The following is a 15,002-nucleotide window of genomic DNA, read 5'->3' as shown; positions in this document are numbered from 1 at the left end:
ATTTAGAATAGGTTACATAGCTTTTTTAGAAACCTGAAATGTTGACGTTTCGTTTGTTACATAAAAAACCAATGAGATCACAATAGATGAGACCTCATTGGCATATTTTTATTGCTTTTGAGTTAAACACTGATGAGCAACTTTGAGTTGATGCTTAACAGCTTCTTGGCCTGTAGAGCCATAGCTTGTTCTTCTTTTTACCGCTTCATCTGGCTGTAAGTATTGATAAATATCAGATTCAATGCTTTCGTGGTGCGATTGATAAATGTCGAGCGGTACATCTAATAAATACATCTTATTTTGAATACACCACAATACAATTTTTCCAACAATCGCATGTGCATCTCTAAAAGGGACACCTTTGACAACAAGATAGTCAGCTAATTCAGTGGCATTGGAGAAGTCTTGTTTTACAGTGGTGTTTAAGCGCTCCTCATTCACTGTCATTGTCGATAGCATACCTTCAAAAATACGTAACGACCCTTTTAAGGTAAGAATTGCATCAAATAAACCTTCTTTATCTTCTTGCATGTCTTTATTATAAGCAAGAGGCAAGCCTTTTAATGTTACCAACATACTTACAAGGTGACCCGTTGTACGTCCAACTTTACCGCGAATCAATTCAGCCATATCTGGATTTTTCTTTTGTGGCATAATGGATGACCCAGTAGAAAAAGCATCAGATAAAGTAATAAATTGAGCTTCTTCAGAAGACCAGAAAATGATTTCTTCAGCTAAACGTGATAAATGGACCATAGTTAAGTTGATGTGATGCAAAGTCTCGACAATATAGTCTCGGTCACTCACCGCATCGATGCTATTTTCATACAGAGATTTAAAGTTCAGCAGTTCTTGTGTTTCATGACGATCAATCGGATAAGTAGTACCGCTTAAAGCAGCAGCCCCTAAAGGTGAAATGTCAATGCGTTTAAGCGCATCTTGAAAGCGTGATTGGTCTCTTTCAAGCATCCAAAAATAGGTCATGATATGATGTGCAAAAGAAATAGGTTGCGCACGCTGTAAGTGTGTATAACCAGGCATAATGGTATCAACATGCTTTTCAGCGAGATCCAAAATCGTCTGTTGAAATGAGTGGATCATGTCGATGATGATTTGTACTTCTTTTTTAGTATATAAGTGCATATCCGTTGCGACTTGATCATTTCTACTACGACCTGTATGTAATTTTCCGCCCGTAGAACCGATACGTTGAATTAATTCATGTTCGATATTTAAGTGAATATCTTCTAATGACTCTTGAAATTCTATCTTTCCATTATGAAAGTCTTGCTGAATCGATTTTAATGCACGCACAATTTCCTGGCTTTCTTCGGTTGTAATAATTTTTTGATGAGCAAGCATTGTCGCATGTGCAATACTTCCTTGGATGTCTTCATCAATTAACGTTTGATCGAAGTGAATGGATGCATTAAACGCATCGACCCACGCTTCTGGTTTTTCTTCAAATCTACCGCCCCAGGCTTTTTCACTCATGCGCATACCCCCCGTGAAGCATTGCGTTAACTTGAGTAGGTAATCCGTAAAGTTCAATAAACCCTTCAGCTGAAGCTTGGTTGAATGCATCTTCTTTTGTATAAGTTGCAAGTTTTTCATTATATAATGTGTATTCAGATTTTCTACCATTCACAATCGCATGACCTTTGTATAATTTCACACGTACCTCACCAGTAACATATTTTTGCGTATGGTCGACAAATGATTTAAGTGCGTCTGTTAAAGGTGAGAACCACAGCCCATTATACACTTGTTCAGCAAGTTGCTTTTCAATAATAGGCTTAAAGTGTGCAACATCTTTAGTTAAAGTAATGGTTTCTAAACTTTTATGTGCATTAAGAATAACTGTCGCACCAGGTGTTTCATAGACTTCACGAGATTTAATCCCTACAAGACGGTTTTCAATATGGTCAATTCTTCCAATACCGTGTTTTCCAGCTAAATCATTTAAGTACAAGATTAAATCATCAAGAACATAACTTTTGCCATTAACATGAGTTGGAAGCCCTTCTTTGAAAGTAATCAATATTTCTTCAGGTGTGTCCGGTGTATCTTCGAGCTCTTTTGTTAAATCATATGCATCTTTAGGAGGTGCAACGTAAGGGTCCTCTAAAACACCACATTCATTACTACGTCCCCATAAGTTTTGATCAATAGAGTAAGGTGATTCTTTTCCAATTGGTACTGGAATTTGATGTTTTTTAGCATAATCAATTTCTTCTTCACGACTCCATCCCCACTCACGGACAGGTGCAATCACTTTTAAAGTAGGGTCTAAAGCTTTAATAGCAACTTCAAAACGAACTTGATCGTTTCCTTTACCTGTACAACCATGTGCGATTGCACTTGCATCAGTTGCGTGAGCGATTTCAACTAATTTCTTTGAAATAAGAGGACGAGACAATGCAGATACAAGTGGGTACGTTTGTTCATACATTAAGTTTCCTTTAATCGCATAACTCACATATTCTTCTGCAAATTCTTTTGTTGCATCGATGATATGTGATTCAGTAGCGCCCATGTCTAAAGCTTTTTGATATACAAGGTCTAAGTCTTTGCCTTCACCGACATCTAAACAGCATGCGACGACTTCATAGCTCTGTTCAATAAGCCACTGAACCGCGACACTCGTATCTAATCCCCCTGAATATGCTAAAACAACTTTCTTCTTCATAAACGTTCACCTCTGTGTTGAATTTAATATTTGTTAGAACCACTATAACACAAATGATTTAATATGCAAATATCTAAATAAATATACATTTAGCGTTTTGTGACTTTTGTCGCCCCAGTTGTAACTCAATTGAATTTGTTCACATAACTTAGTAAAATAAAACCGAGTTTAGTAAATATAGGAGGTAAAATGCATGACACATATCCAATTAGATTATCAAAAAGCTTTAAAGTTTTTTGATCAACATGAATTAGAGCAACAACAAGATGCTGTTAAGTTAATTCACCGTACAATTCATGAAGGTACGGGTGCGGGAAGTGATTTTTTAGGTTGGGTTGACTTACCTGTTAATTACGATAAAGAAGAATTTTCACGTATTAAAGAAGCAGCTAAACAAGTACAATCACATTCTGATGTCCTTGTAGTAATTGGTATCGGGGGTTCTTATTTAGGTGCACGTTCAGCCATCGAAATGTTGACACCAGCATTTAGAAAAGACACATCATACCCAGAAATTATCTTTGCAGGTAACCATCTTTCTTCATCATATATTCAATCGTTAATCGATTATTTAGCAGATAAAGATTTCTCAGTGAATGTCATTTCTAAATCAGGTACAACAACTGAACCAGCTGTTGCTTTCCGTATCTTCAAAAAATTATTAGAAGAAAAATATGGAAAAGAAGAAGCAGTTAAACGTATTTTTGCGACAACTGATAAAGCAAAAGGTGCGTTAAAACAATTAGCTACAAATGAAGGCTACGAGTCATTTGTAGTACCTGATGATGTTGGCGGTCGTTTCTCTGTTTTAACAGCAGTAGGTTTATTACCAATTGCTGTAGCAGGCATTGATATTGATGCAATGATGGGCGGCGCAGCGAAAGCACGTGAAGAGTTATCTTCTGATGACTTGTCATCAAATATTGCATATCAATATGCTTCAATACGAAATATTTTATATGCAAAAGGTTATACAACTGAAATGTTGATTAACTATGAGCCTTCATTGCAATACTTTAATGAATGGTGGAAACAATTATTTGGTGAATCAGAAGGTAAAGACTTGAAAGGTATTTATCCTTCAAGCGCAAACTTTACAACAGACTTACATTCTTTAGGACAATATGTTCAAGAAGGACGTCGTTTCTTATTTGAAACGGTATTAAAAGTTCAAACACCAGAACACAATATTACAATTGAAGAAGATGCAGAAGACTTAGATGGCTTGAATTATCTTGCTGGTAAAACAGTGGATGAAGTTAATACAAAAGCATTCGAAGGTACACTTCTTGCACATACTGATGGTGGCGTTCCTAACTTGGTTGTTACATTACCAAAATTAGACGCAGAAACTTATGGTTATGTGGTTTACTTCTTTGAATTAGCGGTTGCGATGAGCGGCTATCAATTGGGTGTAAATCCATTTAATCAACCAGGTGTGGAAGCATACAAACAAAATATGTTTGCACTTTTAGGTAAACCTGGTTACGAAGATAAGAAAAAAGATTTAGAAGCACGTTTATAAATAAAAATGCACTGTTGCCGAAGTAAAGTCGGTAAATCAAGCATATGAAGAAATAGACTTTGAGCGGATGAACAACGCATATGGTGATAATTCATTTTTGATTCGTTCGTAATCTGCTTTCAATGGGGATGGGATGTTGAAATCTAATGGTAATTTAGATTTCGCACCCGTCCCTAAATTTTTGGGTCAACAATGAAGGTGTATCGATTTTAAAGAGATGACTTCAGACTTGAGTAGGATGACAGTGTTCGATTTTAAAGATATCATTGTAAAACTATTTTGCGTATGTAAAAATGTACGTAAATATGCTTTTTTATGATAAGATAAAATTTGTTGCAGTGAATGATGTACGATAGGATGTGCGAAATTGAAGTTTCTAATTAGAACTGTTTTTGCTGGTCTACTGGCATGGGGTATTTTAGCGTTGTTAATATTATTTGTCGCAATTCCTTATCAAGTTAAAACGCCTGCTATGCAACCCACACTTCATCCTAATGATCGACTGATTGTTAACAAAATCGCTACGAGATTTAATGATATCAAGCATGCTGATATCGTTGTATATAAAAATAAAAATCAATATCATATAGGTAGAGTGATTGGTAAACCTGGACAATCTGTTGTGTATCACAACGGCCAATTGCAACTGGATAATACGCCCGTTGCTGAGCCTTACCTTCGTCATCATTATCAAGCATCGTGGTCTTTAAGGTCATTACCGCATGCGGAAAGTGATATTATTCCTCCAAATGCTTACTTAATTCTTAATGATGACCGCGGTCAACAAAATGATTCGAGAAAGATAGGGTTGATTAACAAGTCCGACATTGAAGGGAAAGTATTTATGCGTTATTATCCTTTTGATAATATTACGATTAATTTGAGACAAGAGGTGTAAACTTTGAAAAAAGAAACAGTTGAATGGTTGATTTCTATAGGTTTAGCTTTATTGATTGTAGGTTTATTATATGCATTTGTCATTAAACCTTATAATGTTAAAGGGGACTCCATGGATCCTACATTAAAAGATGGCGAACGTGTCATCGTTAATAAAATTGGTAAAACATTCGGCCACCTAGAAGACGGCAATGTTATTGTTTTCCATGCTGATGAGAAAAGTGACTATGTCAAACGAATTATTGGTAAACCAGGAGATCATGTCGTATATAAAAATGATCAACTTTATTTAAATGGTAAAAAAGTAAAAGAGCCTTATTTAGACTATAATTTAAAACACAAAACATATGACCAAATTACAGGATCATTTGATTCTAAAGACTTACCGGGTAGTGACGGTCAAAAAGAGATACCTAAAGGGAAATATTTAGTTCTGGGTGATAACCGCGAAGTCAGCAAAGACAGCCGTGCGTTTGGTTTAATTGATGAAGATCAAATTGTAGGGAAAGTTGCCATTAGATTTTGGCCATTTAGTGAATTTAAAATTAACTTTAATCCCGATCACACAGACACACAAAATGGATAAAGCATAAATTACTTAAAAAGTAGGATGGCAAAAGTCATCCTGCTTTTTTTATTGAATCGTAGCCTGCATAGTTTAAAATATTGAAAAAAGATCTATATTCGCTTAGTCAAAATTTGAGGCGATGTTAACAGGACAAGTTATATTGAGCGTTGGATTTAATAGAGATGGAGTAGAAGATAATGCTATAATGAGTCGTATACTCAACGCTCATGGTCATGGCTTTAATATTTTAAAGCGTACAAGTGAACGAATAGTTTGAACCTATTTTACAGAAGTAAAAATGAATGTTTGAACGTGTAATTAATCAAACACGGATAAGAGGGGGGATTCGATGTTTAGAACATTTATCGGACGTGCAGGTACAGGGAAAAGTACTGAAATGTTAAATGAAATCAAGCAGAAAATGAAAGAACAACCATTAGGACACCCTATTATCATCATTACACCTATGCAAGGGACCTATTTATATGAGCAGTCATTAGTCAGCGATACTGAACTTATGGGAAGTATCCGAACAGAAGTCTTGCACTTTGAGAGATTGAGTCATCGTGTATTTCAAGAATTGGGGGGAGTACATGAGAAAAAATTATCTTCTATTGCCATAGAAATGATGATTTATGATATTTTGCAAGCGTATCAACAACAACTGAAATTATACCGTTCTCAAGTTAAATACTTAGGTTTTAGTACGAAGGTACGAGAGCAAATTCAAGATTTTGAAAAATATGCAGTGACGCCAGAAATTGTTATGGAAATGGCTCAAGACCAACAATTGGAGCCACGTACGCGTGATAAGCTTCATGATATCGGTCTTATTTTCAATCAACTGAAAGCACGGATGTCATCGGAGTATATTTCGAGTGAAGATTTAATGACACGATTCGTTGATCTGATTCCGAATTCAAATTGGTTAAAAGAAGCGGAAATATATATCGATGGGTTTCATAACTTTTCTACGCAAGAATATCAAGTGATTGAAGCACTTGTTCGACATACACGCGCTGTTACAGTTTTACTGACGACGAATGGGGATGAAGACAGCTTTAGTATGTTCCGTAAACCCTCTGAATCACTGCAACATTTAGAAGAAATTGCACAGGACACACATCAACCTCTACAACGCCAATTTTTCAATCAGCCGATGCGATTTAAAACGGACATGTTAAAAACACTCGAATCACAATTTGATGCGCTTCAACCGTCAGAACATCCATTCGCAGATGGCAGTGTCGAAATACGAGAAGTAGCAACGACGCGTGATGAGGTGAATGATATAGCGCGCACAATCATAAGAGATGTAAGAGAAAAACAGTATCGCTATAAAGATATAGCGATACTGTATCGTGATCCGTCTTACGTCTATTTGATGGAATCGATATTGCCTCAATTCGATATACCTTTTAATATCGATGTGAAAAAATCAATGACGCACCATCCTATTATGGAAATGTTACGTGCATTAGCAGAAGTCATTCAAACAGAGTGGCAGTTTGAGCCGTTAATGCGCTTGTTAAAAACGAATATTCTGACTGAATCCATTCCGCGTAGTCGATATTTAATCGATATTCTTGAAAATTTTGCGATTGAAAGAGGCATTTATGGCAAACGTTGGATTGATCCAAAATATTTTGAGCTAGAACAATTTCGTAAAATGGGGCTTCGTAGACATGACAAAATGACACGTGAAGAAGCTGAAACATTTCAACGTGTAATCGATTTAAAAAACAATGTCTTTAATAAACTTTTGAAGTTCCAAGAAAAGTTATCACAAGGGAAAAATGCGAGAGATTTTGCGACTTATTTTTATGAAACTTTAGAAGACTTTGAAGTACCTAACCAACTCATGACACAACGTGATAGGTTAGATCAGCAAGAGAAACATGAAGCTGCAGAAGAAATTGATCAAATTTGGAACGGCTTTATTCGTGTGCTTGATGATATTGTGACAGTCTTTGATACACGCGAGATGACTTTGAAGCGATTTTTAGAAGTTTTAGACGTTGGGTTGAATGAACTTGAATTTTCTATGATTCCACAGACGATCGACCAAGTGACCATTGGTTCAATGGATCTTGCAAAAGTGGATAATAAAAAGCACGTTTATTTAATTGGTATGAACGATGGTATTATGCCTCAACCTATCAATGGGACCAGTTTAATTTCTGATGAAGAGAAAAAAGATTTTGAATTATATGCTGGGATTCAGTTGAGCCCTACAGCGGATATCTTGCAAATGGACGAAGCATTTGTGTGCTACCATGCCATGACGCGAGCATGTGAGCAAGTCACTTTTTCTTATAGTTTGATGGATACAAGTGGGGGAGACCGAGAAAAAAGCCCATTTTTAAGTGATATCTTTGCGATGTTTCCTCATTTAGAAACAACATCATTATCAAAAGTTCATGAGAGAGAAACGTTGACTTTAGTTGAGCATCCGCATCAGACAAAAGTCCATTTATTCGAAGCATTGAAAACATGGTTGGATGATGGTCTCGTGTCAGATATATGGTTTACGGTTTACCATGTGATGTCAAATTATGAACAACTTAATGAAGGGCTTAGTCATTTAAAAACAGCGTTAAGCTACAATAACGATACGGTTCAATTAGATACACAATTAACTTCACAATTGTATGGTCAATCTATCCATGCAAGTGTTTCACGTTTTGAAGGTTATCAAAGTTGTCCTTTCAAGCATTATGCATCACATGGATTAAGACTAAATGAGCGAACAAAATATCAATTGCAAAGTTTTGATTTAGGTACGATTTTTCATGATGTTTTACGATATATTGCAGAAAAGGTAGAAGGCCATTTCAATCAGTTGACGCAAAGTCAGATTGAACGTTTAACACAAGAAGCTTTAGATGAATTGCTTCCATTAGTGCAATTTAATTTATTGAATTCAACGTCGTACTATCGTTATTTATCGCAACGCATTGGCACAATCATTCAAGCGACCTTGATGGCTATGAAACATCAGACCGAGCATTCTCAATTCAGACCGATTGCATTTGAAAAATCATTTCGTAAAACGCCAAAAAATAGCAATGAACTTCAAGCTGAGACGTTGAAAACAAAACAAGGTGTGCCTATTTATATCAGAGGTCAGATTGATCGTATTGATACGTTTCATAAAAATAATAAAAGCTTTATCAATATTATTGACTATAAATCATCAAAAACAGCCGCTACCTTGGACTTGGTAAAAGTATATTATGGCTTACAAATGCAAATGATGACTTATATGGATATTGCACTTCAAAATAAAGAGCGGTTAGGCTTAATAGATGAAGTAAAACCGGGTGGCTTTTTATATATGTTTGTGCACAAATTTAAAGATGAAAAACGAGCTTGGAATAATGTGAATGATGATCAAATAGAAGCTGAATTTTTAAAATCTTATCAACTCCAAGGGTTATTAAATCAAGATGCCGATGTAATTGATGCCTATGATAAAAGACTGACGAACAGTTTCAAATCAGATATTGTGCCTTTAGGTATGAAAAAGGATGGTCAATTATATGCGACGAGTCGCGTTACGGATGAGGACACCATTCATAAATTGATTCATCATAATAAACGTAATTTTATAGATATTGCGAGTCGCATTATGGATGGTCATAATGAAGTCGCACCTATGCAATATCAAAAGAAACTCCCATGTTCTTTTTGTCAGTATCAATCAGTGTGCCATGTAGATAGTATGATTGATAGTCCTAAATATCGACGTGTCGATGAAAAAATTGACCCCCTTGAAATACTTGCAGCAGAGGAGGAGGAATCATGATTCCTAACAAGCCAAATGATGTGCAATGGACAGATGCACAGTGGGAAAGTATCTATGCGAAAGGTCAAGATGTACTCGTTGCTGCTGCAGCGGGTTCCGGTAAAACAGCCGTACTAGTAGAACGTATTATTCAAAGGATTTTACGGGATCATATTGATGTGGATCGCCTCCTTGTTGTTACGTTTACGAATCTTAGTGCGCGAGAGATGAAACAACGTGTAGAAGCACGCATTCAGCAAGCTGCGATAGAGGATCCGACCAATCAACATTTAAAGAATCAACGCGCTAAAATACATCAAGCTCAAATTTCAACGTTACACAGTTTTTGTTTGAAACTAATCCAACAACATTATGATGAATTGGAAATTGATCCAAATTTTCGTACAGCTAGTGAAGTAGAAAACGTTTTGCTGCTAGAGGAAGTAATTGATGAAGTTTTCGAAACGCATTATGCGCGGTTGGACCCTACATTTGTCACTTTAGCAGAACATATTTCAACAGATCGAGATGACGCTGCATTAAGACAAATGGTTAAAAATCTCTATTATTTTAGTATTGCCAATCCAGATCCCATAGATTGGTTAGACCGTCTAGAACGTCCATACCTTGAATCTCATTTACAACAGCATTATTTAGATATTTTAAATAAGTATATTTTGCTTTATTTAGAAGCGGCTCAAAATGCAATTGAAGAAGCTTACCAACAACTTGAAATGATTGGGGATTACCCAAAACACACTAATTTTATTGATCAGCATCGCCAATTCATTCGTCAAATACGCACAGATGATCAGCTGAATAAGAAGTTGCTCTTTGAATATCAGTTTGGACGTATGCCAACGAAGCCTAAAGCAGTTCGAGAAGATGAATCTTTAAATGAAGCGTATGATATTTTTAAAAGTAACTATGATCAATTTAAAGACTATTTGAGTCAAGTCCAAACTTTATTTGTAGGCCGAGAAGATGACACATTATTAGAAGAATTAAAAGATTTAGCACCGCGTGTTAAATATTTATCATTACTGACACAAGATGTAATTCATGCTTTTCGTGAGGCGAAAAAGGCGCGTAATATTTTGGATTTCTCTGATTATGAACATTATGCTTTAGAAATTTTACTTAATGAAGATGGCACGCCTTCTGAAATCGCTGAAATTTATCGACAACGTTTTGATGAAATCTTGGTGGATGAATATCAAGATACTAACCGTGTCCAAGAAAAAATTATTGCGAGTATTAAGCGTGGCAATGAATCAAATGGTAATTTGTTTATGGTCGGTGATGTAAAACAATCCATTTATAAATTTAGACAGGCCGATCCAAGTCTTTTTATCGAAAAGTATCAAAGATTCAATCAGCCAAATCAATCAAGTGGTTGGCGTATCGACTTATCTCAAAACTTCCGTTCACGTTCGGAAGTCTTAGCAACGACCAATTATCTTTTTGAACATATGATGGACACTGAAGTAGGAGAGATAGAATACGATGCAGCTGCTAAATTGTATTACGGTGCCCCATATGATGAAGTCGATATGCCAGTACAGTTCAATGTTTTCATGGTAGATGAAAATAATGAACAGACCGCGAGTGAACAAGAGGCGTATGGGATTGCTGAACAAGTTGAAGCGATACTTAAAACTAAAAAAGTTTATGACATGAAAACAGGTTCATATCGACCTGCACAGTATAAAGACATTGTGATATTAGAAAGAAGTTATAGCAATGCACGCAATATTCAACAAGTGTTTAAAGATAAAGATATACCTTTATTTGTTAATAGTAAGCAAGGTTATTTCGAGCAAACTGAAATTCGACTGATGTTATCTTTCTTGAGAACAATAGATAATCCTTTGCAAGATATTTATTTAGTCGGTTTAATGCGCTCAGTCATATACCAGTTTACAGAGGATGAGCTTGCGAAAATTAGAGTCGTGGCACCGAAAGAAGACTACTTTTATCAGTCCATTCAACATTATTTACAATATAAAGATGCAGAGCCTATGATCGTAGCTAAATTAGAGCGTTTTTTAAGTGATTTAGAAGCGTACCAATCATTCAGTTTGAGTCACCCAGTTTATCAATTGATTGATAGATTATACAATGACCATTACATCATTCAGTATTTCAGTGGTTTGATTGGTGGCAAAGGAAGACGTGCCAATTTACATGGCCTGTTTAATAAAGCGGTAGATTTTGAAAATTCAAGCTTTCGAGGTTTGTTCCAATTTATTCGCTTTATTGATCAAATGATCGAGCGAGGTAAAGACTTTGGGGAAGAAAATGTCATCGGCCCAAACGACAATGTCGTTCGCATGATGACAATCCATAGCAGTAAAGGGCTCGAATTCCCATTTGTGATTTATTCTGGTTTGACACGAGAATTTAATACGAATGATTTAGGTAAACCAGTCGTATTAAATCAACATGAAGGATTAGGTTTGCAATATTATGATGAGTCAAAGGGACTTTTTTATCCATCGTTGATATCCATGAGCATTGATTTAATCAATAAGAAAGAGTTAATCTCGGAAGAAATGCGGTTAATCTATGTCGCGTTAACACGTGCAAAAGAGCAATTGTTTTTAATTGGAACAGCCAAGCAAGAAAAGCATCTGCAACAGTTGGCGACTTCTCCGATTACGAATGGTAAATTAACCGCTATTGATCGTTTTAATGCGAAAAATCCATTTTCTCTCATCTATAGTGTGTTGAGCAAATATCAAAATAATGCTTTACTAAAACATCAACGTTTTGAGTCTGATAATGAAGTTTTAGATGCTTCTATTAAACCTAAAGTGATACAGCAACATATTTTAGCAGAGGAGATACTTCCTGCTGAGGCGGAATCAGCACAACAATTTGATCATTCGTTAGAAGCATTAGAAACAAAACTATCCCAAGAACCTTCTAATGAAGCAATACAACTGCAAATAGAGCAACAACTTTTATTTTCTTATCCTTATCAAGAAGAAATATTAAAAGCATCCAAACAGTCGGTTTCAGAATTAAAGCGACAATTAGAAACTGAACAGGCAGATACGAATTATGAAAGGGTTAGACAATACCGATTGGGTGTTGCGACTTATGAGCGTCCTCAGTTTTTACAAGAGGAAAAGCAAACGGCAGCAGAATTTGGGACTTTGATGCATACAGTTATGCAGCACCTTCCGTTTAAAAAAGAGGGATTGTCAGAAGCGGATTTAAATCATTATCTTGACAGCCTTGTTGAGCAATCTATTATTGATCATGCATCGCGACGTTTGGTCAAAACAAATGATATTCAAACCTTTATTGATAGTCAGCTGTATCGACGTATTGCAGAGAGTGATGAAGTTTATACTGAAATTCCATTCGTTGTGAATCAAGCACATGTAGAATCAAATGTAAATCAAGAGGAGCCTTCAATCATTCAAGGTATGATTGACCTTGTTTTTAAAGAAAATGGACAATACTATTTTGTTGATTATAAAACAGATGCATTAATGAAAAGAAAAGGAATGTCAGACGAAGCATTCGGAGAGATGTTAAAAAATAAGTACCGTATACAGATGACTTATTATCAACGTGCATTAGAGACATTATTAAAAAGTCCGGTGTCCGGCTCTCTGTATTTCTTTCAATATGGTGAATTAAAGATTTAACTTGATTAACCTTTAAAAATTTGTGATTTGTCTAAATTTTTCGTTATAATATCACTAAGATATACGTTAGGAGCTGATGATGAATGAAATTCTTATCATTCAAACATAAAGATGAAACTTCATATGGAGTGAAAGTAAAAAGAGAAGAAGCAGCATGGGATTTAAAGAAAGTATTCGCTGATTTTGCGGAAGGTGACTTTCATCCAAAAACACTACTTGAAGGTTTACAACAAAACCAAACATTAGACTTTCAAGAACAAGTGCGTAAAGCAGTTGTTGCTGCAGAAGATAGTGGTAAAGGTGAAGAATATAAAGTACAGTTTGAAGATATTGAATTTTTACCTCCAGTCACACCAACTAATAATGTGATTGCATTTGGTCGTAATTATAAAGCACATGCTGAAGAGTTAGATCATGAAGTCGATCGTTTATATGTATTTACGAAAGCAGCTTCTTCATTAACTGGGGATGAAAGTACGATCCCTCATCATAAAGATATTACTGATGCATTAGATTATGAAGGGGAGTTAGGTGTTGTTATCGGTAAATCCGGTGAAAAAATCCCTAAAGGTTTAGCTTTAGATTATGTTTATGGCTATACAATCATCAATGATATTACAGATCGTACAGCGCAAAAAGCACATGATCAAGCCTTCTTGTCAAAAAGTTTAACAGGTGGCTGCCCAATGGGTCCTTATATTGTTACAAAAGATGAATTGCCTACACCTGAGAATGTGAACATCGTTACGAAAGTCAATAACGAGATTCGTCAAGATGGTAACACTTCTCAAATGATTCTTAAAATTGATGAATTAATTGAAGAGATTTCTAAATATGTAGCGCTTCACCCTGGAGATATCATTGCGACAGGTACGCCTTCAGGTGTCGGTGCGGGGATGAATCCGCCGAAATTTTTACAACCAGGTGATGAAGTGAAAGTTACAATCGATAATATCGGTACATTAACTAATTTCATTGCTAAACAAGAAGATTAAAAATCAAATAGCGTATATGCAGCGTTGGTACTGTAAAATAACGTTAAAAATTATATGCCTTTCAACGGCGCACTAGCGCTATTTAAGTCACTTATATTAGAGCGGGATGACGAAGTCAAATCGACTTTTGTCTCGCTCTTTTTGTGTTTAAATAGCTTATTTTTCTTATATACTTGTACGGCGCATCGCCTCCTGTTTATTTGTATTTTGTTTTAAATCGTTTTAATATAAAAGATGAAATGTTTTATTTTGCCTAAGGTTTGAAATTGATAAAATAGGCAATTTAAAATGTATAGAAGCAATCTATAGGGTGAGATGGGGAAGATTGTTTAATGAAGGAGGTTACATGGATATGGTTTTAGTTAATTTGCATATTATTAGCTGGATTATTTTATTGATTTTATTCTTTGCGGCTTATGAAAACTATTCGAGTAAACAAGGGCCAACACCTTTATTTAAATCGTTACATATGGCCACACGTTTATTTATGGTGTTTGTATTGATTACAGGTTTTTGGCTTTTAATTAAGGCATTTACTACAGCAGGCGCAAGTCATATGTTACTCACTTTAAAAATGATAGGCGGCATTGCTGTTGTCGGATTAATGGAAGTGACGATTGCCCGTAAGAAAAAACAAACGCCAAGTCGTGGCTTGTTTATTGCGACATGGATTGTAGCAGTGATTACGATTATTTTAGGGGCTATTTTACCATGGGGTCCGATTACGGCACTTTTTAAATAATACGAAACTTAAAAGATTAAAAAAAGACGCGATGGGTCGTTTTACGCCTATCGCGTCTTTTTTGCTTAATCGCAAGGTTTATACAAATAAAGAGCAAAAGATTTCTAGATTACGCCAGCGCTTATTTTAAGCTTTGT

General features: G+C 35.7%; 9 protein-coding genes. 7 read left to right on the top strand and 2 right to left on the bottom strand.

The window, feature by feature from the left end; translation table 11 throughout:
• Positions 1-108: 108 nt before the first annotated feature.
• Both argH and MUA40_RS09000 read right to left on the bottom strand, forming a co-directional pair.
• Positions 109-1,494, bottom strand: a complete 1,386-nt coding sequence (gene argH, locus MUA40_RS09005) for an argininosuccinate lyase (protein ID WP_016424624.1) — start codon at positions 1,492-1,494, stop codon at positions 109-111.
• A complete protein-coding gene (locus MUA40_RS09000; protein ID WP_126496205.1) occupies positions 1,487-2,689 on the bottom strand; it encodes an argininosuccinate synthase in 1,203 nt (400 codons plus the stop codon). Before MUA40_RS09000 ends, argH begins: the two co-directional genes overlap by 8 nt.
• 193 nt (positions 2,690-2,882) lie before the next feature.
• On the opposite strand from MUA40_RS09000, the gene MUA40_RS08995 reads away from it, so the two are divergent.
• The 7 genes from MUA40_RS08995 (at position 2,883) to MUA40_RS08965 (ending at position 14,865) form a co-directional block, all read left to right on the top strand.
• Positions 2,883-4,214 (top strand): glucose-6-phosphate isomerase, encoded by a 1,332-nt coding sequence (locus MUA40_RS08995; protein WP_016424626.1) that lies wholly within the window; start codon positions 2,883-2,885, stop codon positions 4,212-4,214.
• Positions 4,215-4,581: 367 nt separating this feature from the next.
• Positions 4,582-5,112 (top strand): signal peptidase I, encoded by a 531-nt coding sequence (gene lepB, locus MUA40_RS08990; RefSeq protein WP_016424627.1) that lies wholly within the window; start codon positions 4,582-4,584, stop codon positions 5,110-5,112.
• A 3-nt stretch (positions 5,113-5,115) separates the two neighbouring features.
• Entirely contained in the window at positions 5,116-5,697 is a 582-nt protein-coding gene (lepB, locus tag MUA40_RS08985) for a signal peptidase I (protein WP_016424628.1), read from the top strand.
• 331 nt (positions 5,698-6,028) lie between these two features.
• Positions 6,029-9,487: a helicase-exonuclease AddAB subunit AddB gene (gene addB / locus MUA40_RS08980; RefSeq protein ID WP_126496204.1), complete on the top strand. Its 3,459-nt coding sequence runs from the start codon at positions 6,029-6,031 to the stop codon at positions 9,485-9,487.
• Complete coding sequence (gene addA, locus MUA40_RS08975) at positions 9,484-13,128, top strand: helicase-exonuclease AddAB subunit AddA (protein ID WP_126496203.1); 3,645 nt, start codon at positions 9,484-9,486, stop codon at positions 13,126-13,128. Before addB ends, addA begins: the two co-directional genes overlap by 4 nt.
• 83 nt (positions 13,129-13,211) lie before the next feature.
• Entirely contained in the window at positions 13,212-14,123 is a 912-nt protein-coding gene (locus tag MUA40_RS08970) for a fumarylacetoacetate hydrolase family protein (protein ID WP_167732579.1), read from the top strand.
• A 352-nt stretch (positions 14,124-14,475) separates the two neighbouring features.
• Positions 14,476-14,865 (top strand): YisL family protein, encoded by a 390-nt coding sequence (locus MUA40_RS08965; protein ID WP_016424632.1) that lies wholly within the window; start codon positions 14,476-14,478, stop codon positions 14,863-14,865.
• The last annotated feature ends 137 nt before the right edge of the window (positions 14,866-15,002 follow it).

This window comes from Staphylococcus schleiferi (assembly GCF_025558325.1).
In the GTDB taxonomy this organism is placed as follows: Bacteria; Bacillota; Bacilli; order Staphylococcales; family Staphylococcaceae; genus Staphylococcus; species Staphylococcus schleiferi.
Note: the sequence above shows the minus strand (reverse complement) of the source record. Positions and strands in the feature narration are given on the sequence as shown.